This is a genomic window from Myxococcus sp. AB025B (genome assembly GCF_006518215.1).
GTDB lineage: Bacteria > Myxococcota > Myxococcia > Myxococcales > Myxococcaceae > Myxococcus > Myxococcus fulvus.
Genome location: NZ_SRLW01000147.1, coordinates 1 through 24,604, shown reverse-complemented (window position 1 = coordinate 24,604; position 24,604 = coordinate 1). Strand labels below are relative to the sequence as shown.

Here is a 24,604-nt window from a genome sequence, read left to right as displayed (position 1 = left end):
TGGCGACGGCACGGTGGTGGCCTGGGGCTCCAACCTCCAGGGCCAGCTCGGCGATGGGACGACGGTGTCCCGGCGGCTCCCCGTGCGCGTGCTGAACCTGTCGGGCGTGGCGGCCATCGCCGCGGGCCCCGGGCACGCGCTCGCGCTGAAGACGGATGGCCGCGTCTACGCCTGGGGCGCGAACCTGGAGGGCGAACTGGGGGATGGCACGACGACGCCCCGCGCGCAGGCCGCGCAGCTGCAGTCGCTCGCGGGCGTGCTGTCCATCGCGGTGGGCGGCCGCCACTCGCTGGCGCTGCATGGCGACGGCACGGTGGTGGCCTGGGGCTCCAACCTCCAGGGCCAGCTCGGCGATGGGACGACGGTGTCCCGGCGGCTCCCCGTGCGCGTGCTGAACCTGTCGGGCGTGGCGGCCATCGCCGCGGGCGAGGGCTTCTCGCTGGCGCTCAAGCACGACGGCACGGTGTGGTCCTGGGGCGCCAATGGCCTGGGACAGCTGGGGGACAGCTCCACCCAGCGCAGGCTGGAGCCGGTGGAGATCGCCGGCCTCACGGGCGTCACCGCGGTGGCGGCGGGGCGCACGCACGCGCTCGCGCTCAAGGCGGACGCGACGCTCTGGGCGTGGGGCTCCAACACCTATGGCGAGCTGGGGGACAACACCCAGACGCGGCGGCTTGCGCCCATCCTGGTGAACACCCTGACGGGCGTCACCGCGGTGGGCGCCGGCGAGCACCACAGCCTCGCGGTGACCACCGGCGGCAAGGTCTGGGGCTGGGGCCGCAACCAGCACGGCCAGACGGGCAACGGCGTGAAGTCGAACTGGCAGAAGCTGCCCGCGCAGGTGCTCGGGCTCACCGGCGCGGTGGCGGTGTCGGGCGGCGGGGAGCACTCGCTCGCCGTGCTCGCGGACCGCGGCGTCTGGGCCTGGGGCAACGGCAGCCAGGGCCAGCTGGGCACCGGCATGGCGGGCTTCCGCGAGGCGCCCGTGCAGGTCTGGTAGCGCCCCCCCCGCGCGGACGGCGGCCCGCTCGCGTGAGTCCAGCGCGAGCGGGCCGGGTGGGACGCGGGAGCGGGGCGGGGCTACTTCGCCTTGCCGAACTCGCGGCTGGCGATGACGCCCTGCACCTCGGCGAGGGCGCGAGCGCCGGAGGCGGACTCGAGCGCCTTCTCCGCGATGGCCTGCACCTGGCGCTTGGCCTCGGCCAGCTCCGTCTGGAGCGTCTGGAGGGCCTGGGCCTGCTTCGTGCTGGTCTCCTTGAGGGACGCAATCTCCATGCTGGCCACCTTCTGCGCCGTCTCCGCGTCCTTGTTGGCGAGCGTCAGCTTCAGCTCCCAGTCCGCCTTGACGCGGTTGCCGGCAATCGCCGCCGCCGTGTCCGCCTCCTTCTTCAGCTGCGCGGGGAACTCGGCCACCTGCTTTCGCAGGTCCTCCAGCTCCTTCTCCCGCAGCTTCAGCTGCTCCTCGCGGCCGGCCCAGTCCTTCTCCAGCTTCTCCTTGCGGTCCCTCTCCGAGGCGGCCTGCACGCGCAGCCCCTCGGCGAACGCGTCCTGCTCCTTTTTGCGCTGCACCTGCACGTCATAGGCGTACTGCTCCTCGGCGCGCGCGCGCGAAAGCTCCGCCGCCGCCTTCTCCGTGGCCAGCTCCGAGGCCGCCCGCTCGCGCGTCTCCGCGATGTCCTTCTGGAGTTGCTCCATCTCCTCCTGGAGCTTCGCCTTGCGCACGTCGTACTCGGCCACCAGCACGTCCACGGCGCTGGCCGCCACGTCCTTGCCATGCAGCTCCGTCAGCTCCTCCGTCTTCAGGCGGATGGCCTCGTCCAGCTGCTTCATCTCCTCCACCAGCGCGATGACCTGCTCGTTGATGCCCGCCAGCGTCTTGCCGATGGTGAGCCCCGCCTCGGTGACCTTCTTCACCGCGGACTCGGCCGACAGGTTGGACACGTCCGCGAGCACGCCGCGCGCGTGCGCGTCACGGGCCTCCTGCTCCTTGGCCGGGACGACGGGCTTGTTGCGCGCCTTGCGAGCCAGGTCCTCGAAGGCCGCCTTGGTGGACTCCGAGGAGCGGTTGCGGGAGGCGGACTTGCGGGACTTGGACTGGGTGGAAGCCATGTGACTCTCCAGGTAGGGCACGGCCAGGCGGGCCGCGTTGGCTCGCGAATGGCGTGAGGGTTTCGTGGGGTTTCTGGCCCCCTTCTCGGGCGACCATGTGAAAAGAGTACCTGGAGGGTCTGACACGGCTGGCCGGGTTCCAGGCGTGCTTCCGGGGCCGGGAAAGGGCTGTTGGGGGCCCCAAGAAGCCACGCCGGGCTTGTGGTCGGGGCCGGGGGCCGGCTAACTCCCGGCCCAGACTCCGCTCAAGGGAGAGCGTCAATGCAGGTCGTCAGTGTGAAGCAGGTCCTCGCCGGCGCGGTGGAGGCAGGGACGAAGGTGGAGGTCCGTGGCTGGGTGCGCACCCGGCGCGACTCGAAGGCGGGCATCAGCTTCGTCAACGTGAGCGATGGCTCGGTGTTCGACCCCCTCCAGGTGGTCGCGCCCAATTCGCTGCCCAACTACGAGAAGGAGATCCTCCGACTCACCGCGGGCGCCTCCGTCGTCTGCCGCGGCACGCTGGTGAAGTCCCAGGGCAAGGGGCAGGCGTTCGAGGTCCAGGCGGACGAGGTCCAGGTGCTGGGCCTGGTGGACGACCCGGACACGTACCCCATCCAGCCCAAGCAGCACACGCTGGAGTTCCTGCGCGAGGTGGCGCACCTGCGCGTCCGCACCAACACGTTCAGCTCGATTACGCGCGTGCGTCACCGCGCGGCGCAGGCGGTGCACCGCTTCTTCGACCAGGAGGGCTTCTTCTGGGTCAACACGCCCATCATCACCGCGAGCGACGCGGAGGGCGCCGGGCAGATGTTCCGAGTGTCCACGCTGGACGCCGTCAACCCGCCGCGCACGCCCGAGGGGAAGATCGACTGGCACAAGGACTTCTTCGGCAAGGAGGCGTACCTCACCGTCTCCGGCCAGCTCAACGTGGAGGCCTACGCCATGGCCATGTCGAAGGTGTACACCTTCGGCCCCACGTTCCGCGCGGAGAACTCCAACACCACGCGCCACCTGGCCGAGTTCTGGATGATCGAGCCGGAGATTGCGTTCGCGGACCTCAACGCGGACGCGGACCTGGCCGAGCGCTTCCTCAAGTATGTCTTCAAGGCGGTGCTGGAGGACTGCGGCCCCGACTTCAAGTTCTTCGAGGAGCGCGTGCAGAAGGGCGTCACGGAGCGGCTGGAGAAGTTCATCCACTCGAGCTTCGAGCGCATCGACTACACGGACGCGATTGAGATCCTCAAGAAGGCGAAGAAGAAGTTCGAGTACGCGCCGGAGTGGGGCAAGGACCTGCAGACGGAGCACGAGCGCTACCTGTCCGAGGAGCACGTGGGCCGGCCCGTCGTCGTGATGAACTACCCGGAGGCCATCAAGGCCTTCTACATGCGCATCAACGAGGACGGGAAGACGGTGGCGGCCATGGACGTGCTGGCCCCGGGCATCGGCGAAATCATCGGCGGCAGCCAGCGCGAGGAGCGGCTGGACGTGCTGGATGCGCGCATGAAGCGCTTCGGCCTGGAGCCGTCGCATTACGAGTGGTACCGCGATTTGCGCCGCTACGGCACGGTGCCGCACGCGGGCTTCGGGCTCGGGTTCGAGCGGCTCATCGTCTACATGTGCGGCCTGCAGAACATCCGCGACGCCATTCCGTACCCGCGCGTGCCGGGCTCGGCGCAGTTCTAGGCCGCGCCGGCCCGAGAACGGGTGTCAGGGGAGCTGGGACTGGAGGGCGGGCCAGCGGGTGCGGACCCACTGGCGCACATACTCCAGCTCCTGCTCGTAGGTGTTGAAGTCGGTGCGCTGGTACCAGTTGGGGAAGTTGCCCTCGCCCACGGTGCCGGGCGCGCCCAGGGCCCGGTACTCCAGCTCCCACTTGGCCCAGTCGCGCTTGGCCACCGCGGAGGTCTCGCGCTCGTAGACGTCGATGAGGGCGAGCACCGTCTCCAGCTTCACCTCGTTCTTCAGGAGCGAGCGGTAGCGCTCGCGCATGGGCCCGGAGAACGTCGGGTCCGCGAGCAGGCGCGCGAAGATGCGGTTGGTGTTGGTGAAGTTGGAGCGCGTGGTCGGCGACGTGCGCGTGGTGTCGAAGTTCTGCCCGAAGCTCGCGTCCAGATCCCAGGGGATGAAGCGCCAGGGGCCCTGCGTGTTCGGGTCATACGCGTGATAGGCGTTCTTCGAGTGCGAGTCGGTGCCGTGGATGAGCGTGTTGAAGATCCACCAGTTCTCGTAGTCCTTGAGGCTGGCGCGCTGGGGGAACTGGGCGCGGAAGGTGGCGTCATCGGAGTCCGCGACGAAGCCGATGAAGGCCTCCAGGGTGTCCCAGGCGTGGGGCTGGCCCATCTCCGGCTCGCCGACCTTCTTCTCGAAGCCCTCGCGCAGCGAGGCCTTGGGCGTGCCGTCGCGGCGGACGCGGGAGAAGTTGGCGTCGTTCTCCACGGCCTTGAACAGGTCGGAGTCCTTGTCCAGGCCGTGGTCGGCCATCAGCCGTTTGTGGGGCAGGTCCGCGACGGTGTAGAGGCCGAGGTAGCGGTTGTTGGCGTACAGCACGGCGCTGTAGGTGCGCACGCGGATGTTGTCGGGAGAGATGCGGCTCCACAGGTCGAACGCGAGCCGGGTGCGCACGTACGAGTTGTCATTGAAGGTGGTGACGAGCGCGATGCGCTTCTTGTCGACGAAGCCGTCGCCGTAGACCGTCTCATCGAAGAGGTCCTCGTCGGGGAACTTGAAGGTGAAGCTGCGCTTGGGGAAGGCGCCGGAGGTGGCGCCGCGGTACTTGGCCTCCACCTGGTAGGTGCGGCCCCGGTAGATGAGCCTGGCGCCCTTGTAGCTGCCCGAGGTGAGGGGCGGCTCGTAGGTGAGGTGGAAGACGGGCAGGCCGTACTCCTCGGTGTACTTCGAGGGGTCGACGATGGCCACGTTGCCCGGGCCGCCGTTGTTCTCGGCGACGCCGACCTTGAGGGTGCCCGTCTCGTTGGTGGAGCGCTCGCGCAGCACGAGATTCCACACGGCCGCCTGGTCCTTGCCGGTCGTCCAGCGCAGCGTGGCGGTGGCCTCGTCGAAGGTGGCGCCGGTGGGCAGGTTGTCCACGGTGAAGCGCACGGCGGCCCCGGTGTGGCCGGTGGAGCACGTCACGGTGGCGGTGACCTGTTGTCCCTCGGTGACCCACTTCGCCTCGCCCGCGGTGGGGGCGCAGACGGTGGGGGCGGGGCCTGCGTCGGGTGTGCCCGCGTCCGGAGGAGGAGGCTCGCCGGCGTCGGGCACGCCCGCATCGGGGCCGGGCTGTCCGGTGGGGGGACCCGCATCGGGGTCACCCGAGGGCGCCCGGTCGGGCGGCTGACCCTCGGGACCAGGGGGACTGTCGCCCCCGCAGGCCACCATCAGACTCACGACACACGCCAGTACGACGCTCGACACGCTTTTCCGGGCCACCGTGTTGCTCCTCCGCCTCCCGCCAACCCCGTCGGACTCGAAGGAATAGGCATCCGGAGGAGCGCTGACAGGCCCCCTGCCACGGACGTGTGTCGTCCGGTGGACTTAGGGCGAGCGCCGCCGTGCGCATTCAGGCGGGGCTCTTCAAGGACTCACTCCATGGCGGCGGAGCTTGCGCTTGAGGTACCAGAGGCCGACGCCCGCGTAGGGCCGGAGCCGCCCGTCTGCATCCCTCCGCGCGTAGTGCTGGTGGAGCACCTTCAGCCGTGAGGGACTGTCGTCCTTTTCCAGTTGCTGACGGATCTCGTCAATCACGGCCATGCGATTGCGTTTGAGTCTTGCGACGTTGAGATTCAAGCGCGAGATGTCCTTGGTGGCATTCTCGTCGTCGCTGAGGATCTCCCCTCGGACCTTGTCGTAGCGGTAGTGCTCACCGACATCCGGCGGCATCCTGGCCGGGCTGTAGGAGAGGGGCTGCTGCGCTGTGGGCAGATTTCCCCGATACGTGTCGCAATGCGCAGTGCCTTCGTCACGGGTTCCAGCTCCGGCAAAGGAGCGCCCGACGATGATTCCAGGGCACACGCCGAGCAGGTTGTCCCAGTCGAGCGTGCGATGGCCGGCGGCATTCCTCGCCTCGAAATGCTCCAGCTTCATCCCACCTGATTGGGGCTGCCTGGAGTCTGCTGCGTGCGTGCCCGTGAGCGGCGACATGCAGTACGCACAGAGCCCGCCCTGTTCGTCCCAGGCTTGCTCGCGCATCGCCTGCTTGCACTGTCCGTCCAGCGAGGTCCAGGCATTGTCGTCCACCGTGCCGTACGTTTCTTCGTACTGCGCACGTGCCTCTGCGAGGCGCGAGGGTTCAGGACTCTTCGTGATCTTCAGCACTGAGATCATCCTCGAGGTCTCGCACCGCCCACTCCGCACGCACGATGTCCGTGTCATCGGCGCCAAGCTGGGCTCGCAGGGTGTTCAGGAGAGCCCTGGCCTCCATCAGCTTCGAGCCATCGATGAACTCAGCCAGTCTGTCGAGAGCGCCCTGCATCTCCTGGGGCCGTGATGGCTCATCGAAGATGTCCTCGAGCAGCGCATTCGTGTCCTTCCCCTTCACGTGCGAGACAGGCCGGGGCGCCTTCTCGCCAGAGACGAGCAACCGGACCCAAGCATCCTCCGCTGTCGAGAGCACCTGGGGCGAGTGGGTCGTCGCCACGAACTGCACGCCGGGGAAGGTCTTCCTCAAATCCCCGATGACACGCCGCTGCCAGCGGGGGTGCAGGTGCAGGTCGATTTCGTCGATGAGCACGATGCCTCGTGCCAGCTTGGGGGCATTGACTCCGTGGTGCGGGTTGAGTTGCGCGCATCGCCAAGCGAGGTCGGCCGCGAGCGCAACGAGGTTTCGGTAGCCGTCAGACAGGAGATGGAAGGGCAGGGTGCGGCCGTCCTCGAGGTCCACCATCACCGACTGGGTATTCAGGCTGAAGTAGAGCTTCTTCGCGCTTGGAAGGCAGGCGGCTGCTGCGTGCTGTACCGCCTCGAGTTGGGGCTCATGCACCGCCGAGACATCCTGCCCCGCCTGAAGTGCCGAGGCCACGCGCTCGATGCGCGCCTGCTCCCGCCATTGCATCCACGCCTCGAACTGCCAGGTCGACGAGGCGGGCTCCAGGCTCGCGTGGTAGCCCTGTAGGCGCGAGGTCACCGCGGAGCCTTTTCGATCTTGCTTCTTCAGCCAGAGCCGAGCGGTGCCGTAGAAGCTGATGACCGGCAGGTCGACGTCTTCGCCACGGATGACGGCTGCTTCCATGGCCTCGGCTCGCTGGCTCACGGGAGTTCCGCCGGTGGACCGCGACTTCTTGCTTCGCGCGAGGATGTGCCGGGTCCAGGTGACCGCCTGCCCGTCGACGACTGTCCCGTGAGCCGTGACCTCGACCGGGTAGACCTGCTCGATGGAAGGCACCCCTTCGGACATATGCCCGACCTGGCGGACGTCATCGTCTCTCAGGTAGCGGGATTGGCCCGCTACCTGACGCAGTCCCGTGAACCATTCGCCGATGGCGACCGCGAGCGCTTCCAGCACCGCTGTCTTTCCCGCCCCGTTGCGCCCCAGCAGGAGCGTGAACTCTGGGTGGAGATCGAGCCCGAAGTCCTCGAACCCACGGAAGTTCTTCAGCTCAAGTCTTTGGATGTGCATCGGCTCCTCGGGAGGGCGCGCACCGTAGCACGGCCCTTCGGACCGACGCAGCGCCGAGCGTTGCCTCCACACGCTCGATGAGTAGGCCTTGGTCTCCGAGGAGTGGCCCGACGGAGCTTGCTGAGACGTGTCAAGACGCGTTCCTGGATGGCGGCAAGAGTTTGCGCCGTGCCGTGGAGCCAGCGACACGGGTGGACAGTTGCGCCGGGCAAGGATGTGCCGCTGGGTGGGAATGCTCCAGCCAGGGCAGGGGGCTGCCCACGTATCCCTCCCATGAAGGACTCCCCCCGTCCCTCCCTCGCACTGCTGCTCTGCATCCTCTGGGTGCCGCTGGCCTCCTGGGCTCAAGCGCTCCCCACCGCCGGTGGCGAGGCCCGCGCCGTCGAAATCGATGTCCAGGCCACGGACGCGGGGACCACCATCGCCGCGGAGGACGCCACGCGCCTGGGCCTGACTCCGGATGGCGGCGCCGTCTCCCTGCTGACGCCTCGTCTGCTGACCGAGTCCCCCGTCTCCTGGCCCGAAGGGCTGCAAGGTGCCCCCAGTGACGTCGGCCTGCTCCTGCGCATCGACGAGCAGGGCGCCGTGGCCGAGGTCACCGTGGAGAAGCCCGCCACGCACCCCCAGCTCAACGAGGCCGCCATCCAGGCCGCGCGGGGACTGCGCTTCACCCCGGCGATGCTCGGCGACCGCGCCGTGTCGGTGCGCCTGCCATACGCCTACCACTTCGAGCCTCCAGCTCCGCTGCGCTTCACCCAGTCCCGCCTGCGTGGCGAGGTCCGCGCCCGAGGCACCCGCGAGCCGCTCGTGGACGCCGCCCTGTTCCTCGCGGACGGCGAGGAGCCCGTCGCCATCACCGACCTGGAAGGCCGCTTCGAACTCGAGCTGCCCCCGGGCACCCACTCGCTCCGCGTGCGCGCCCCCGGCCATCAGCCCGGTACCTTCGAGGAGTCCCTCACGTCGGGCCAGACGCTCGACGTCATCTACCGCCTCCAGCCCGCCCGCGTGAGCCCGTACGAGACGGTGGTCCGTGACACGCGCCCGCGCACCGAGGTCTCCCGCATCACCTTGCAGGAGCAGGAGCTGCGCGAGGTGCCCGGCACGCAAGGCGACCCATTCAAGGTCATCATGCTCATGCCGGGCGTGGCCAGCGTCGCCTCGGGCCTGGGCTATCCCGTGGTGCGAGGCGGTCAGCCCGCCGCCACCGGCTACTACATCGACGGCGTGCGCGTGCCCATGCTGTACCACCTGCTGCTCGGCCCCGCGGTGGTGCACCCCGAGTTCATCGACACCATCGACTTCCATCCCGGCACACCGCCCGTCCAGTACGGACGGCTCCTGGGCGGCGCCGTGGAGGGCCGGCTGAGCAAGCCGCGCGAGGACCGTCCGCACTTCGCCGCGTACGCGGACCTCCTCAACGCGGGCGGCTTCGTCGAGGTCCCCTTCGACAGCACCGGCACCTCCCTCACCGTGTCGGGCCGCTACAGCTACACCGGGCTGCTCATCCCCCTGGCCTACGCCATCTTCAACGACGAGGAGGACAACCCCATCCACGCGGCCTTCTGGGACTACCAGGCCCGCATCGAACAGAAGGTCGGCGCCGGACGGCTGCGCCTGCTCGCGCTGGGCAGCTCCGACGACGCGGGCGAGGCCACCGCCGGCTACGAGGACAGCATGGGCGCCACCATCGTCTCGCGCTTCCACCGCGTGGACCTGCGCGGCACCCATCCCCTCGCAGGCGGCGAGGCGGAGCTCGGCTTCACGGTGGGCCTCGACGAGGTGGCGCTGCTCGGCTACCGGCGCATCATCCTCCGCGAGGAGCGGGGGCCGGAGGAGGTCCTCGCTGGCCGGTACGGCCTGGACCAGCTCACGTTCTCCGCGCGCACCGGTTGGAAGCGCGAGCTGTCCAAGACCCTCGCGTTCCACGTGGGCGCGGACGTGGAGCACCGCCGCGTGGCCACCGGCATCACCGGCTCCGCAAGGCCCCCGGGCTGGCGTCCCCAGGATGATGCCCATCCGCTCAAGCAGCCCTCCGCGCTCGCCACCTTCACGGGCGTGTTCGCCGGCGCGACGTGGCGTCCCGCGGAGAAGTGGCTGGTGTCACCCGGCCTGCGCGTGGATGGCTATCACCTGGTCCCCGGCATCCAGCACGTCGTCCTCGAGCCGCGCCTGGCGGTGCGCCACACGCTGACGTCCACGCTCACCCTCAAGGGCGGCGCCGGGCTCTACCACCAGCCGCCCACCGTGCTGCTCCACCTGCCGGCCATGGACGTGTCGGGCCTGAACCACGGTGTCCAGGAGGGCGCCCAGTTCGACGTGGGCGCGGAGTGGAAGCTCGGCTCGGGGCTGGAGCTGTCGGGGGACATCTACTTCAACCCGCTGTTCCGCACGGTGGAGTTCGAGGTGATGGACGTCCTCGAGAACCGCAAGCGCCGGGGCCAGCCGTACGCGGACCCGAAGGCCCGTGGGTACGCGTATGGGTTGGACCTGATGGTCCGCCACCCGCTCGGCCGCGACTGGTTCGGCTGGGTGACGTACAGCTTCCTGCAGAGCAAGCGCCACCGCCGCTTCGCGCGCTACAACGATGACAACAGCATCCGGGAGGTCGCGGAGGGAGAGCTGCCCTTCGCCTTCGAGCAGGCCCACGTCTTCAACGCCGCCGTCAGCTACAAGTTCGGCGACAACTGGACGGTGGGCTCGGTGCTGCACTTCAACACGGGCAGGCCAGAGTCCGGCGAGGTCTCCTCCGTCACCCAGCGCGAGTCGCGCACGCATGATGGCTACCGACTGTGGGTGCGCCAGGACGCGGACCGCGTGGAGCGTCTGCCGGCGTTCTTCCGCGTGGACTTCCGCGTCGCCAAGGCCTGGGCCTACGAGGAGTTCAACGTCGAGGCGTACCTGGACATCCTCAACCTCTCGCTGCAGCAGGAGGTGTTCGCCTACGAGTACAAGCGCAAGGCCGGCAAGCTGCAACGCAACGCGATGGGGTTGCCCGTCATCCTGCCGATGTTCGGCCTGAAGGGGAGCTACTGAAGATGCGCCCATCTCTTCCGAGTCTGGGATTGTCCGCCGCGATGCTACTGCTCGCTCCAGGGTGTGACCGGCTCCAGGACGACCCCATCTTCGTGTACGGCCGATTGGAGCGGCGCGACGGCTCGTCCGTCACCGACGGCGTGGTGCCCTATGCGAGGACGGCCCACTACGAGCCGCGTGGCGAGGCGAACGTGGAGTACGTCATGCCGGAGTTCATCCACTCCGGAGAAGGCGTCACCGACGGCTACGGCGACTTCTTCCTGGAGATGCGCTACGGCGACGTGCAGTCGGCCAACTCGCCGGACCCGGACCTGCACCAGCCCTTCCGCTTCCGGGCGCAGTGGCGGGACGAGACGGGCGCGGGTGTCTTCGCGTCCTTCGTCTTCCATGACGACGTGGAGCTGCCCACGCTGCGCATCTGGGATTCACAGCTCGCCATCTCTCCGGGGATGGAAGGCTCCATCGTGAGCTTCGGCGCGCTTCCTCCAGTGCCAGTGCCGCCGCTCACTGGCGAGTACGCGATGACGTCGGATGAGCATCAAAACGTCATCCCGAACCTGCCCACCACACCGGAGCCCGCGCTCTTCATCGTCGATGGCGGCCAGCCCCTGTTCCGGGTGTGGGCGGCGTCGTCCGGGTGGGTCGCCAATCGCTTCGTGCTGGAGGACTTCGCCCAGCCCGCCGTCATGCTGCGGGCCCACTCCCTGGGCGAGTTCATGTTCTACCCGCTGGGAGGCAAGCACAGCCCGCTGGTCTTCCGGGTGGACTGGCGGACGGAGGAGCTTCCGCTGCCGCCCGCGGGGCTCCGGCCCGTGAGCCGCGGCGCGACGTGCCAGCCCGCTCCTCCGAGGGGCGCCTGTCCCTGGACGGACGGGAGGCTGGAGCGCGTCGCGCTGGGCCTCAAGCCGGTGGATGCCTTGACGCTCACGCTCGAGGAGCCTCGGAGCCTGCGTCACGCGGTGGTGCGCGGCGCGGAAGGCAACTTCCTGGGCTTCGTGGTGGAGGGGAGCCTGGACGCCGAGCAGTGGACGCGGATGGGCGTGCTGCGCAACTTCGCGAAGGACTATGTCCCGCCGCCCCTGAACCGCAGGGGGCCGCGCGCCTACAACGAGCAGACGCAGTGGGACAGCCCCTTCGACGGGCGGTTCTCCTGGTCCCAGGGACCGCACTTCCTGGAGGGCCCGCTGGAGCCGGTGGGACCGGTGCGCTACGTCCGGCTGCGACCGGCGAGCTTCGACCACGCGGGTGAGGCGCAGGTCTCCGGAGAGATACAGGCCCTGGGCGAGCTGTCCGTGTTCGAGTAGCCGGGCCTAGCCAGCACGCAGGCGCGCGGAGTCCTCCGCGTGCTTCTCCAGCGCCTCGGCGATTCGCGGCGCGTTCCACAGCGGGTCCAGGCACGGGCAGAAGTAGCCGGGGCCCGCCTTCTCGCGCACGGCCCACTCGAAGAAGCCGCGCGCCGTCGCGTGCAGCTCCTCCGGGAGGAAGAGCACCGCCACGTCGTACTCGGTGAAGCGCAACAGTCCAGGGACGCGCCACTCCCGCTCCCAGTCGAAGCGGTAGTTGTAGGGCGCGTTGTGGGAGTCACCCTGGATGTCCACGAAGGGCGTCATGGACCACAGGGGATGCGCCCTGGAGTCCGGAGCCGCCAGGGCCTGGTCCACCTGGTGCTTGAGGGACAGGTGCGCGGGCGATGCGTACTGGACGTACCAGACGGGGCCGCCACCCTGGGAGAGGATGAAGCTCTTGCGGAAGCCGATGCCGTACAGGCTGCGGCGCTGGACGAGCCGGGCGAGCTGGTCCAGGGGGATTTCGCTGAAGCACACCGCGCGGTGACGCTCCGCGACCTGGGGCTCCTTGCGCGCGAGCCCGAAGCCCTGGGCTCCGGGGATGAGCGTGCGCGTGCCCAGGATGTTCATCATGTTCTGGTAGGCGTCATGGAATGGCGCGCCCGGCTTCGTGAAGTGCACCACGAAGTCAGACATGTCCCGCCATTGTGCATTCGCCTGATAGCCCAGCATCGTCCTACCCCCGCGGTACTGTTCCGGAGCGGGGTGGTGCGCGCAACCCGGGTGCAGCTGTCTCCCAGAGGCCTGTCTGCCCTCCTGCCGGCGATGCGCGATGGGTGGGGACCTCCGTGCGCCGCCCTCGTCGCCTGCTCGGGGTGTCGGGCAGCGGCGTGCATCGCAATCGTTCCCAGGCACGTGGCCGACGGAGCGGTCAGCGGGAGAGCGAGCGATGCGCAACGGAGGATGGTTGTCGCCAGTGGAGCGGGTGCGGCGTCTCGCGTTGTCTCTGGAGCGGCTGGCCGCCCACGGGCTGGCGAGCGGCGCGGTGAGCGGCGCCACCGAGGGGCTGCACGAAGAGCTGCCGGCGCTCGACGGCACCCTGAAGGAGCTCATCCAGGACACGGTGCTCCTGCTGGCTCGCACGGTGCACGAGGCGAACGAGCATGCGCCAGGTGCCTGGACGCACACGCTCGCGGAGAGCGCGGTCCGGGGCGCGGTGGAGGAGCTGCGGCGCTCGATGCCGGGCGTGGACCTGCTGTCGCGTGAGCTGGTGGAGCGGATGAACGGGTGGCTCGAGCGCACCGCGGAGACGGAGGCGCTGCGCCGCAGGGAGCTGCGCAAGCCCGGCGCCCGGGCCCGGACGATGGCGACCGGCGCGGTGCGGGGCGCGGTGAAGGAGCTGGAGCACGACATGGACCTGGTGGCTCCCATGGCCGCGCAGCTGGCGTCACGCGCGGGGCAGGGGCTCATCGAGGGATTGAGCCAGGCGTTGGAGGCACGGTCCGAGCGGCTCGACGAGGTGCTGGAGCGAGCGGGCCGGCGGTTCGTCCACTCGGTGGTGGAGCAGTTGGAGCTGGAGCTGAAGGCCCGGCGGGAGGGGACGGATCTGGGCGGAGCCGTGGCGGCGATGGCCGAGCGCACGGCGGCGGCGACGGTGAGAGGAGCGTCGGAGGAGCTGCGGCGGCAGGGCGGGGTGGTGCGGGATGCACACCCGGGCTCCGCGCTACGGGCCGCGAGCCGGGACGTGACGCTGGGCGTGCTCTCCGCGTTGTCGGAGCACCTGCGTCGGCCGTTCGCCGTCGTGGCGGGGGCGGGCGGCGCGCTCATGCTCACCGCGCTCACCCTGAAGCGCTGGCGTTGACTCACGGGCTTCGTCCCCGCGTCGCGCGGGGGATGAGTCCGCCGCCGCGAGGAAGACTCGGTGGCGACGTCGAGGGGCGGATGCGGCTCGGCGCCTCGGCGGAGAGGCCAGCTCCGGCGGCCACGTTGATGCCGGGTGAGGCGCGGCGCTTGCTCCGCGAGGCAGTCTCGGCATGGCACCTCCGTCGATGATCGGGCGCGGCACCGATGGGCTTGCCCTGACGCGCCATCCCAGAAGGCGCCCGGGCGAGTCGCGGAGGCCCGGAGGAAGCCCCTTGTGCGGCGACGCTCGGTGGCGACTACGATGGTCCGCCATGCTCCGCTCCCGCTCGCTGTCGCTGGTGGCCCTGTTCACGCTGGTCGTCGCGCCCCTGGCGCTCGCCGCCGCGGGTCCCCGGTTGCAGGCCTTCTTCCAGCCCGACCTCACGAACGTCGCCTACCAGCAGAAGGTCTACGCGCAGGTCGCCGGCAAGTGGAAGCAGCCAGGACGCAAGAGCGTGCCCGCCGTGGGGCGCAAGGCGGTGGTCCAGGCGGTGATTGGACGGGACGGCAAGCTCGTCTCGGCGGTCGTGGGCGTGGAGTCCGGTTCCAGGGCCTGGGACGCCGCCGCGCTGTCGGCCGTTCAGAAGGCCGCGCCTTTCGCGCCGCTACCGGCGGACTATGTACTGCCGACGTTGGATGCCCACTTCCACGTCGAGTGGACCGCCTCTCCTTGAACATCCGGCCGCGTCGCATCGGAGCCATCGATGACCCTCGGGTTGCCGCGCTTCGCCTTCCTGGTCGTCCTGTTCCTGCTGGCCGCCCCGCCCGTCGAGGCGGCCCGAGCGCCTCGCCGCGTCACGAGCGCGACCAGCGTCATCGGCGCCTGGAAGGAATCCCAGCACCTCTACGTGAAGGGGGACGTCGGCGTCACCGACGACCAGCTCGAGGACCTGGAGGCGTGGCTCACGGAGGAAGCGCCGCGCTGGACCGTGGTGTTGATGTCGGACGCGGAAGGGGAGCGCTACGTCGACGCCGAGGGGACGGCCTTCCGCGACATCGACGCCGCGCTGCACGCGCTGGGCAAGGGCCTGTCGAACCGGACGGGCTTCGGCGCGCTGAAGAACCCCCGGACGAGGGAGCCCGATGGCACCGTGCTGTTGATCTCCCTGGCGGAGCGCCGCTTGTCGTACTTCGCCTCGGAGACCAAGGACCAGCGCCGGCTGGGCGAGGACCGCTGGGCGGGCTCGCTGGACGCCCGCGCCGTCGAGGCCATGCGCAACGGCGGCCGCCTTATCGACGCGGTGAAGAACACCGTCGACTCCATCGAGACCCAGCTGCGCGCCGCCCTGGACAGGGAGGAGCTCGAGCGGACCCGTCGCATCGAGGCGTTGAAGGCGAGTCTCGTGGCGCTCCAGAAGGAGCTCCCCGGGCTCGAGGAGCGTCGCGCCTCGGTCTTCAGGTCGGCGATACCGCCGGGATTGTCCGCGGCCGCCGTCGACTTCCAGGCCGCGGGCAAGACGCTCCTCCAGGCGCTCGCGCTGCTCACGCCGCCGGAGAAGGCGGACCTCGCCAAGGCGACGTCCCTGTATGACGGGCTGCGCGCGGACCTGGAGGGGCTGCGCGCGGCGATGGAGTCCCATCGGCTCGCGAGCGACCGATTGAAGGTCCTGGAGGCCGCGCTGGAGAGCCTGCCCGGGCACCGTTACGCCGGCTTCGCGAAGCCGCAACTGGAGGCGCTGGACGCGGCGGTCGAGAATGCCAACGCCGCGGTCCGCGACATGTCGCCGTCCCATCGCGACGCGCTCGTCGCCGCCGAGTCCGCTCGCGTGAAGGTCGCCGAGGCCCTGACGTCCGCCGAGAAGGACGAGCGCCGGCTCGTGGAGCTCGACGAGGCGCTCAAGGCCCTCGAGGCGCTGCCGACCGCGGAGGCCGTCCAGGACGCGCTCACGAGGGCGAGGGCCGCGCAGCAGAAGGCCCGCGAGACGTTCGAGTCCCGCTCGCAGCTGCATCGCTACGCGATGGACGAGAGCGAAGAGGCGCTCCGGCGGGCGGAGCGGGAGACGCAGAAGGCACAGAAGGCCCGGCGGATGCGGGACACGGGGGCCACGGCGGGTGGCGCGGGGCTGCTGCTCGCGGGCGTGCTGGCGCGCCGTCGTCGCAACGCGAGCCGACGCACGGCCATCGAACAACACGAGCGCTTCCGCACCGTCGTCGACGAGAAGACCCAGGCGCTGTTCGACCTGCTGGAGCGCACGCACCTGGTGGCGGGCAAGTCCCGCGACGACATCGCGCGGCGCTTCGAGGGCCTCACGCGCGAGCGGGGACAGCAGCTCGCGTCCAATGTCGACGAGCTCTTCCTGCTGGTGACGGCCGCCGCGCGGGTGCTGCACCGGGCCGAGGACCTGCTCGCGGGTTCGGGCCCGTTGAACGGGCTGGGCGCGCACCTGGGCACCTCGCGCTACGAGAAGGTCACCGAGCTGCTGCGCGACGCGCCCATCGTCTTCCACCCGGATGAAGGCGTGGAAGGCGTCCTGCGCGGGCCGCGCTCGCACGCCCAGCGGCTCATCGGAGACGTGAAGAGCTATCAGCCGTTCTCGCTCTCGTTCCTGGACCTGCTGGAGGCGTTCAACTCCCACGCGGAGCGGGGGCTGCGGCTCGTGGAGGCCCTCGAAGGTGTCCCCCAGGTCGCGCTGGACGCGGTGAACGCGCTGGAGACGTTCTGCGCCCGGCTGCGCTCCCTGACGCCCGGGGCGGAGGTGCTCCGGGTGAAGCAGGTGGTCGCGCTCGTGGTGCCGTCGCTGGAGTCGCTCGTCGCGGCCGCGCGCCCGCTGCTGGCCAAGGACCCGATGGCCGCGGTGGAGGGACCGCTGACGGAGGGCGGACGGCGTCTGGAGGACGCCGAGGCGCTCGTGGCGGTAATGGCGTCGGCCGTGGGGCAGGTGGCTCCCGCGGTGGAGCGCGCGGGGGCGGCGCTGGTGAAGGCGGGCCTGTCGCGTCGGTGGCTGGAGGAGGCGCTCGCGGCTCGGGGCGAGGCGACGGAGAAGGTGGCGCAGGCGCTGCTCCAGGCTCCCGCGGGGGACTCGGTCGCGGTGCTGGCGCGGTCCTTCACGGCCCTGGCCGGCCAGGCGGCGCAGACCTCCGAGCTGGTGAAGCTCGCGGCGCGCGCACAGGACGAGCTCGGCCGCGCGCAGAAGGAGACGGCGTCCGCGCGCGAGGCGCTGGGGCGTGAGCTGGACAAGCCCGCGTCGGCGCTCTTGAACGAGCCGGAGTCGAATCCGACGGACCGGCACTCGGTTGGAACGAACCTGCTGGCCACGGGGCGCGAGGCGCTCGCCGAGGGCCGGCTGGAGACGGCGCGCGAGGCGCTGGACGCCGTGCTCGCCCGCGTGGACGAGGTTCGCGCCATCATCGCGAGCAGTCGCCAGGCCCGGAAGACCTTCGCCTCCCGGCGGGATGCTTGTCGTGAAGAAGCCCGGCGACTGGAGACGCGGGTGGCGGAGGGCACCGTGCTGCTCGAGTCGCTGCTGAAGCGCTACCGTCCCACCGCGCTGCTCCTTCGCCCCGAGGACCCCGTGCACCCCGAGGCCAATGGCACCGTCCAGGACAACCTGACGGAGGTCGGCCGGCACCGCCTCGACGCCGCGAAGAAGCTCAAGGCCGCGGAGCTGGCCTTCGCCGAGGCGCGGCTGCTCGCCTCCGCGGACCTGCTGGGCCAGGTGGAGCGCCTCCATGCGCTCATCCATGCCCGCCTGCTGGAGGTCGACGAGAAGGCGCGGCGACTCCAGGCCGCGGAGGAGCACAACGCTGGGGCCCTCCTGGCCGCCCGGGGCCTGCTCGCGGCCTGCACCGCCGATGTCTCCGACGCCCGGGTGATGCGGTCCACCGTGAAGGCTCGGGACGCGGCCCAGGGGCTCCTCCAGGCGGCCGTGCAGACCACGGAGGCGCGGCCCGCGGACCCGTTCGCCGCCGGTGAGAAGCTCGCCGCGGCGTGTCTGTCATTGGAGCAGGTGCGCCAGTCCGTCGCCCGGGACAGGGCCCAGCACGCGCAGGCCCAGGACAGCCTGGCGTCGGCGGAGCGGGCCGTGTCCGCGGCGGACGTGTGGATCCGCCAGGCCGCCAACGACGGCATCGCCGACAGCCGGGCGACGGTGGTGGCGGTCAATGCCCTCCTGTCCCTGGGCAAGGACCTGTCCAAGGCCCAGGCGGAGTTCGGCAAGCCCCACAACGACTGGGCGGCCGTCGACACGCTGGCCGGACGCATCGCCTCCGACGCGGCCCGCAGGACGGCGGACCTGCGCGGAGAGCTGCGCTCCGCCGAGCAGGCCGCCAACGCCATCTCGGGCGCCGCCGAGCTGGTGCTCCAGGCGAGCTCGTGGCGGGGGCGGCCCGGGGGCTCCTACCTCGACGAGGCCCGGCGCTCGCTGGACCGGGGGCTGTACGTCGAGGCCGAGCAGTCCGCGGGCAGGGCCTCCCGCGCCGCGTCCGACGCCATCGTGGAGGCGGAGGAGGAGCGCCGCCGCGAGGAGGAGCGCTCCCGCGAATCGTCGTGGTCCTCGTCCTCCTCGTCCTCTTCGTCGTCGTGGTCCTCGTCCTCCTCGTCCTCCTCGTCGAGCAGCGGCTCCGGCTTCTCCAGCTCTTCCTACGGAGGCGGCTCTTCGGGGAGCGGCTCGGGTTTCGGCAGCTCAAGTTGGTAATCCCGGGCTATGGTGCGCGCCCATGGCAACTCCTCATATCTCCGCCGCACCCGGCGACTTCGCCGACGTGGTGCTGATGCCCGGTGACCCCCTCCGGGCTCGCTACATCTCCGAGCGCTTCCTGGAGGACGCCCGGGGCGTCACCTCCGTGCGCAACATGTTCGGCTTCACCGGCACCTATCAGGGCCGTCGCCTGTCGGTGATGGGGCACGGCATGGGGGTGCCCTCCATCTCCATCTACGCCACGGAGCTCATCAAGGTGTACGGCGCCCGCACGCTCATCCGCGTGGGCAGCTGCGGCGCGCTGCGTCCGGACGTGAAGCTGCGCGACGTCATCGTGGCCACCGGCGCGGGCACCGACTCCAAGGTGAACCGGATGCGGCTGTTGGACCATGACTTCGCGGCCGTGGCGGACTTCGAGCTCGCTCGCTGGGCCGTGGAGGCGGCCGAGCGTCGCAACAAGCCGGTGCGTGCGGGCTCCGTCTTCACCTCCGACCTGTTCTACCACCCCCAGGAGCAGCTCAACGCCGCGCTGGTGCGCATGGGTGTGCTCGCCATCGAGATGGAGGTCGCGGGCCTGTACGGCGTGGCGGCCGAGTTCGGTGCGCGCGCGCTGGGCCTGCTGACGGTGTCGGACCACCTGCAGACCGGGGAGCACCTGTCGCCCCAGGACCGGCAGACGACGTTCGACGAGATGATCGAACTGGCGCTCGACGTCGCGCTCAAGGTCCCGCCGCCGGCTCCCTGACGCCTCCCTTCCTGCTCGGCAAGTGTGGTGGGGGCCACTCCAGGTGGCCCCCGGGTCCGGGAGGGCGCCAAAAAATCCGGGGAGGGGCTTTGTGCTCGAACGAATCTCGGGCCATCCTTCGCCCCGGTGCGTTACCCCCTTTGGCTCCTTCTGGTCTGCGCCGGCTGTGCCGGGCGCGTGGTTCCCCACTCTGGCGGCGAGTCCGCCCTGGCCTCCGTGCGTTCAGAAGGACTGATGCAGGGAAGTCAGGAGGCGCCGCCGGTGCCCGTGCCGTCGCCGGTCGCCGTCGAGACAGCCGCCGTGCCCGTCGCCGCGGAGGCTCCGGCCGAGGGCTGCTCCTTGTCCGCGGAAGACCTGGAGGGCGAGGACGAGACGGCGGAGGCCGGCGAGGGGGAGGGCGACGACGGCGAGGGTGAGACGCCGGTGGTGGGCGGCGAGGTGCCCACGGGGCCGCTGTACACGGCGGACATCTCCGACGAGGAGCTGGCGCGGCGCTGGAAGGACGACATCGCGTCGCTGGGCTCCATGGCGGTGGGCTTCGCGCACAGTGGCCGGCTGGTGAACTCGGTGCAGTTCCCGAAGGGGGAGGGCGCCGACTGGCTGGTGGTGCAGCCCGAGATCGCCTGGGGCACGCAGGAGAGCATCGACTACCTCATCACCGCGATTCGGGAGGTGCGCTCGCGCTTCCCGGAGGCGCCGCCCATCCGCGTCAACGGCATCAGCAACAAGGAGGGGGGCTACAAGCGCCCGCACAAGAGCCACCAGAACGGCCGCGACGTGGACGTCGGCTTCTACTACCCGACGGTGGACCCCATCCGTGAGCGCGAGCGCGAGAAGTACATCAACGTGCCGCTCAACTGGGCGTTCATCCGCGCGGTGGTGACGAAGACGGACATCCAGCTCATCCTCGTGGACAAGCGCGTGCAGAAGGTCCTGTACGACTACGCGCTGTCGGTGGGTGAGGACAAGGCCTGGCTGGATTCGTTGTTCCACCCGGCGGGCATCATCCGGCACGCGCGTCGGCACCGGGACCACTTCCACCTGCGCTTCCACAACCCGAAGGCGCAGGAGCTGGGGCGCCGGGTGCAGCCGTTGCTGTCGCTGCAGCCCGAGCACAACGTGACGACGCACCGGATCCGCTCGGGTGACACGTTGGGGGGCATCGCGCTTCGGTACAACTCGTCGGTGGCGCTGATTCGCAAGGCGAACCGGATGAAGGGCAGCTTCCTGCGCGCCGGTCAGCGCCTGGCGGTGCCGCTGCGAGGGCCGTGCACGCACTGCCCCGTGCCGCCGCCCTTCGTGTTGCCGCCGCGCATGCTGCCGCCCGAGCCGAAGGCCCCGCTGGTCGCGTCGGTGGGCGCGGTGGCGGCGACCGAGGCGAAGGCCGTGACGGGTTGCGCGAAGCCCGTGCCGGCTCCGGCGCCGGGCACGCAGGTGGCGAAGTCCACCGAGTCCGCGCAGCCCGCGGCGGTGGGCGCCGAGTCGGTGAACGCGGCCGCCGCCGTGCAGGCCGGTGCCGCGTCCGTGAGCAGCGCCGCCGTGCAGGCCGGTGCCGCGTCCGTGAGCAGCGCCGCCGTGCAGGCCGGTGCCGCGTCCGTGAGCAGCGCCGCCGTGCAGGCCGGTGCCGCGTCCGTGAGCAATGCCGCCGCCGTGCAGGCCGGTGCTGCGTCCGTGAGCAGCGCCGCCGTGCAGGTCGGTGCCGCGTCCGTGAGCAATGCCGCCGCCGTGCAGGCCGGTGCTGCGTCCGTGAATAGCGCCGCCGTGCAGGTCGGTGCCGCGTCCGTGAGCAATGCCGCCGCCGTGCAGGCCGGTGCCGCGTCCGTGAGCGATGCCGCCGTGCAGGTGGTGGGCACGCCAGTGAACGCCGCGGTGCAGGCGGGTGCCGAGTCCGTGAACAGCGCCGCCGCCGTGCAGGCCGGTGTCACGCCGATGAACGCGGCCTCGGTCGAGCCGGCTCGGGCCGTGGTGGCCCCCGCGGGCGCCGCCGCTCCGAGGCCGACGGTGATGCCTTCGTCCGCGCGCGAGCCGTCCGAAGGTGCGTCCGTGGGAATCACGCACGGACGCTGAGCCGGTTCGAGGTGCCTCGACGTGGGGCCAGTGCCGTGGCCCCACGTGAGCCCTGCTCGAGTCGCCAACTCGCGACCGACAGTCTCCGCTAGAACGGAATCCGCAGCCCCACGTCCGCGGCGGGGATGAACTTCCACTGGGTCCGCTCGTCCAGCCGGACGACGACCACCGGCAGGCGCCCGCCCACCGTCACGGCCATCTGCGGCACCACGTACAGCGCGAACGACGCGACGGGCGCGGCCGACGGGCCCATCGTCCAGCCCGAGTCTCCGTCCCCCGTCTGCACCACCACCTGCAGCCCCGCCTCGACGCCCAGCGCCAGCTCCGTGTAGCGGTAGCGCTTCTTGAGCGCATAGCCCACGGTCAGGCCCGTGGTGAACTCACGGTTCTCCTCGTGCGGCCCCTGGCCCACCTCCAGCGCGAACGTCAGTCCCTGCAGCGCCTTGGACAGCTCCGCGCGGAACGCCAGCAGCGCGCCCGCGGGGTCCACCACCGTGTGGCGCATCCCCGCCGTCAACGTCAGCTCCCGGTCCCCGGGCGTCGCGGGCACATACGGCGAAATCTCCAGCGGCGCAGACGCGCGGGCCGAATCAAGCGTGCGCCCCTCGGTGACCGGCTCGGGAGAGCGGGCCACGAGGGGCTCGGGGGCGTTCTGATTCTCGGTCAGCGCGGCGGCGGCGACACGTTGCTCCACCGCGCCCCAGGGCCTCGGCTCCTGGGTCGGGTCCGGCTCCGGCGGCGGAGCCTCCTCGGGTGGGGCCTGCGTCTCCTCCGGCGTCGGCTCCAGCCACTGCCACTCCTCCGGTGACGCGATGACCACCTTCCGGGAGATGGGCACCGGATGGCTCCCCTTGAGGCCGGCGAGGGTGGGCGATGGCGGCGCCAGCTTCAGGTCGTCCCAGCGCACCTTGCGGACCTGTCCGGCCGCGGCGTTCACCGCGCCCACGTGCTGCCGTCCCGCGCGCCACGCTCGCAGCTCGTACTCGCCCGGAGGCACGGCCAGCCGAGGCACCGCGCCCGGCCCCAGCTCCGCGAGCACCTGTCCTCGCCCCGGCTTCAACAGCAGCGCGCGCTCGAAGTCCGACGGCAGCTCCAACGCCGTGCCCGGGCTCGGAAGCTGCGTGAGCACCAGCTCGCCCTTGCCCGTCAGCCGGTAGTCGTACGCCGGATGCTGCGCGCCCGTCAGCACGTCCGCGGTGGACGAGACGGTGTGCGCATACGCGTATTGATACACCTCCGCCAACGTCACCAGCCCGTCTCCGGACGAGTCCGCCGCGCCGCGCAGCCCCGACACCAGATGGTGCGTGAAGAGCGAGCCGCCCACCTCCCGCGACTCCAGCGCCAGCTCGTCCTCCGCGCTGGACGTCAGCAGCGCGTGCCCGGTGCTGTGCACCTCATCCGTCAGCCGCAGCTCGAACGAGGGACCCGGGCGGCCTCCCTTGAAGCGCAGCAGGGCGCCGCTGCGGCAGCTGTCGACGATGGCCAGGCGCACGTCCGCGCGCGTCGCGTCCAGCCAGCGCCGCAGCTCCGAGTACAGCAGCCGCTCCGTGCCCAGCTCCAGCGCCACGCCGTCCGAGTGTCCGGAGAAATAGAACAACAGCACCACGCGCGTGTCCGGCTGACGGCGCAGGGCCTCGACCTTGCGAGCCGCCTCGTCCAGCGCGTACCGCACCGGCGCCAGCCCCTGACCCTTCAGGATGATGAGGTCCGAGGGCGCCACGTCCCCCAGCTCCGACAGCACGCCCGCGAGCTTCGTGGCGTCGGCCTCCGCGTAGCGCAGGGGCGGCCGCTCCCCGCTGCCCACGTTGTGGCCCACCAACACGGCGATGCGTCGGGTCCCCGCCTCGACGGGCAGGGACGCGCACAGCACCGCGGCGACGACGAGGCAGCGCAGAGAGGTCATCACGGCTGGGTCTTCTCGAAGAGGAAGGTGGCTTGTGCTCCCGCGGCGACCGGCAACCGCCTGCGGTCCCGGATGACTTCCGCGCCTCCGGTGGAGAGCTCGCGCAGCGCCGGCGCGACCGACTCGAACGACAAGGGCTGGCGGGAGAACAGCGCGAACAGTCGCTCGGGTCCCGGGGCGTTGTCGAGCACCACGCTCCCCGGAATCTCCACCGGCAACCCCCGCGACGGCAACTGCACGCTCTCATGTCCACCGAAGGGGTAGTAGGTGTTCACCTGTCCGGCGCCATCCACCGACACCACCAGCACGTAGGGCAGGCCCAGCCCCTCCACGACGAAGCGCACCTGATCACCTGGGGCCAGGGCCTCGCCTTCCTCCACCTTCCACGTCCGCTCGCCCCGGTGGGCGAAGAGCTGGAGCATCGCGCCGCCCTTCACCGCGAGCTCGGGCTCCTGGGGTGAGGGCACCGCGACCAGCGCGAACAGCAGCACCACCGCCGAGGCCAGCGCGAGCGCGGGAGCCCACCAGCGCCAGTTGCTCCAGGGCATCTCGCGCGGGGAGGGGAGCTGGGCGCGGGGGAGCACGTGGGCGGTGAAGTGCCGGCGGTGGGAGGCGAGCTCCTCGGAGCGGGCGCGACAGGTGAGACAGGTGTCCAGGTGGGCCTGCGTGGTGGCGCGCTCCGGAGGGGGAAGCGCGTCCATCGCGAGGGCCTCCAGCTTGAGGCTGGAGACGTGAGGGGGGGCGTTCATGAGGGGGGCCTCCCGGCGAGCGCGTGGGCGTGCCGGTGGAAGTCTGCGAGCCGGTTGACGACGGTGCGACGGGAGATTCCGAGGAGCTGGGCCACCTCTTCCTGCGTCATCCCGTCGGCGAGGTGGAGCCAGGCGACCTCGGCCACCTTGGGGGGCGCGGTGGTGATGAGGCGGCGGGCGAGGTCCCGGTCTTCCAGCAGGCGCTCGCTGTCGACGCCGGGCACGTCGGGCAGCTCCTCCACGGGCACCGCGCGGCGGCGCCTGTCTCGGGCCTGGTTGAGGCAGTAGTTGGTGGCCACGCGGTAGATCCACGCGAGGGCGTGCTGGGCATCCGGGGCGCGGTCCAGCTGGCGGTGCAGCCGGAGGAAGGTCTCCTGCGCCGCGTCGGCCGCGGCGGCGTCATCGCCCAGGATCTGGCGACAGCGGGCGTACAGGGAGGGCCCGTAGGTGCGGTACAGCGTGTGGAGACGGTCTTCGGACATGGTGGTTTCGCGATCCGGCCTCCCTACCAACACCGGGGGTGGGCGGATTGCGCAAGGGCCCCTCCGGACGCGGCCGGTGTGGTACCACGGGGTCGCCC

Annotated in this window: 17 protein-coding genes; 9 read left to right on the top strand and 8 right to left on the bottom strand. The window is 70.8% G+C overall.

Features of this window, described 5'->3' with window-relative positions; genetic code table 11:
- A partial coding sequence (locus FL311_RS23715; RefSeq protein WP_368668585.1) for an RCC1 domain-containing protein occupies window positions 1-1,000 on the top strand: 1,000 nt, incomplete at its 5' end.
- Window positions 1,001-1,080: 80 nt separating this feature from the next.
- Here FL311_RS23715 and FL311_RS23710 read toward each other — a convergent pair.
- The gene (locus FL311_RS23710; RefSeq protein ID WP_141328176.1) at window positions 1,081-2,109 is read right to left on the bottom strand and encodes a kinetoplast-associated protein; all 1,029 of its coding nucleotides are present in this window, start codon (window positions 2,107-2,109) and stop codon (window positions 1,081-1,083) included.
- A gap of 261 nt (window positions 2,110-2,370) precedes the next feature.
- Here FL311_RS23710 and asnS point away from each other — a divergent pair, with 261 nt between their 5' ends.
- Complete coding sequence (asnS, locus tag FL311_RS23705; RefSeq protein WP_141328174.1) at window positions 2,371-3,771, top strand: asparagine--tRNA ligase; 1,401 nt, start codon at window positions 2,371-2,373, stop codon at window positions 3,769-3,771.
- A gap of 24 nt (window positions 3,772-3,795) precedes the next feature.
- On the opposite strand, the gene FL311_RS23700 is transcribed toward asnS, so the two are convergent.
- The 3 genes from FL311_RS23700 to FL311_RS23690 form a co-directional block, all read right to left on the bottom strand.
- Entirely contained in the window at window positions 3,796-5,466 is a 1,671-nt protein-coding gene (locus FL311_RS23700; RefSeq protein ID WP_141328178.1) for a CotH kinase family protein, read from the bottom strand.
- Between the two features lie 195 nt (window positions 5,467-5,661).
- Window positions 5,662-6,402 carry a hypothetical protein gene (locus FL311_RS23695; RefSeq protein WP_141328172.1) on the bottom strand — a complete coding sequence of 247 codons (741 nt, stop codon included), beginning with the start codon at window positions 6,400-6,402 and terminating at the stop codon, window positions 5,662-5,664.
- Window positions 6,377-7,702, bottom strand: coding sequence for an AAA family ATPase (locus FL311_RS23690; protein ID WP_141328170.1), 1,326 nt, complete (start codon window positions 7,700-7,702; stop codon window positions 6,377-6,379). The genes FL311_RS23695 and FL311_RS23690 overlap by 26 nt, the downstream gene beginning before the upstream one ends.
- A 273-nt stretch (window positions 7,703-7,975) precedes the next feature.
- Here FL311_RS23690 and FL311_RS23685 point away from each other — a divergent pair, with 273 nt between their 5' ends.
- Window positions 7,976-10,735 carry a TonB-dependent receptor gene (locus FL311_RS23685; RefSeq protein ID WP_141328168.1) on the top strand — a complete coding sequence of 920 codons (2,760 nt, stop codon included), beginning with the start codon at window positions 7,976-7,978 and terminating at the stop codon, window positions 10,733-10,735.
- A 2-nt stretch (window positions 10,736-10,737) separates the two neighbouring features.
- On the top strand, window positions 10,738-12,039 hold the full coding sequence (locus FL311_RS23680) for a hypothetical protein (RefSeq protein WP_194869343.1): 1,302 nt from the start codon (window positions 10,738-10,740) through the stop codon (window positions 12,037-12,039).
- 6 nt (window positions 12,040-12,045) lie between these two features.
- On the opposite strand, the gene FL311_RS23675 is transcribed toward FL311_RS23680, so the two are convergent.
- Window positions 12,046-12,717 (bottom strand): abortive infection system antitoxin AbiGi family protein, encoded by a 672-nt coding sequence (locus tag FL311_RS23675; RefSeq protein WP_223785097.1) that lies wholly within the window; start codon window positions 12,715-12,717, stop codon window positions 12,046-12,048.
- Between the two features lie 253 nt (window positions 12,718-12,970).
- On the opposite strand from FL311_RS23675, the gene FL311_RS23670 reads away from it, so the two are divergent.
- The 5 genes from FL311_RS23670 (at window position 12,971) to FL311_RS23650 (ending at window position 21,372) form a co-directional block, all read left to right on the top strand.
- Window positions 12,971-13,882, top strand: coding sequence for a hypothetical protein (locus FL311_RS23670; protein ID WP_153882702.1), 912 nt, complete (start codon window positions 12,971-12,973; stop codon window positions 13,880-13,882).
- A gap of 313 nt (window positions 13,883-14,195) precedes the next feature.
- Window positions 14,196-14,597, top strand: coding sequence for a TonB family protein (locus tag FL311_RS23665; protein ID WP_141328164.1), 402 nt, complete (start codon window positions 14,196-14,198; stop codon window positions 14,595-14,597).
- 30 nt (window positions 14,598-14,627) lie between these two features.
- A complete protein-coding gene (locus tag FL311_RS23660) occupies window positions 14,628-18,557 on the top strand; it encodes a hypothetical protein (protein ID WP_141328162.1) in 3,930 nt (1,309 codons plus the stop codon).
- A gap of 22 nt (window positions 18,558-18,579) precedes the next feature.
- Window positions 18,580-19,305 carry a purine-nucleoside phosphorylase gene (gene deoD / locus FL311_RS23655; protein ID WP_141328160.1) on the top strand — a complete coding sequence of 242 codons (726 nt, stop codon included), beginning with the start codon at window positions 18,580-18,582 and terminating at the stop codon, window positions 19,303-19,305.
- Window positions 19,306-19,539: 234 nt separating this feature from the next.
- Entirely contained in the window at window positions 19,540-21,372 is a 1,833-nt protein-coding gene (locus FL311_RS23650; protein WP_141328159.1) for a penicillin-insensitive murein endopeptidase, read from the top strand.
- 88 nt (window positions 21,373-21,460) lie between these two features.
- On the opposite strand, the gene FL311_RS23645 is transcribed toward FL311_RS23650, so the two are convergent.
- From FL311_RS23645 to FL311_RS23635, 3 genes are read right to left on the bottom strand one after another with little or no spacing between them, the layout of a single operon-like run.
- Window positions 21,461-23,275 (bottom strand): caspase family protein, encoded by a 1,815-nt coding sequence (locus FL311_RS23645; protein WP_228557024.1) that lies wholly within the window; start codon window positions 23,273-23,275, stop codon window positions 21,461-21,463.
- Entirely contained in the window at window positions 23,275-24,024 is a 750-nt protein-coding gene (locus FL311_RS23640) for a DUF4384 domain-containing protein (protein ID WP_141328155.1), read from the bottom strand. Before FL311_RS23640 ends, FL311_RS23645 begins: the two co-directional genes overlap by 1 nt.
- Window positions 24,021-24,506, bottom strand: coding sequence for an RNA polymerase sigma factor (locus tag FL311_RS23635; RefSeq protein ID WP_141328153.1), 486 nt, complete (start codon window positions 24,504-24,506; stop codon window positions 24,021-24,023). The genes FL311_RS23640 and FL311_RS23635 overlap by 4 nt, the downstream gene beginning before the upstream one ends.
- Window positions 24,507-24,604: the final 98 nt, after the last annotated feature.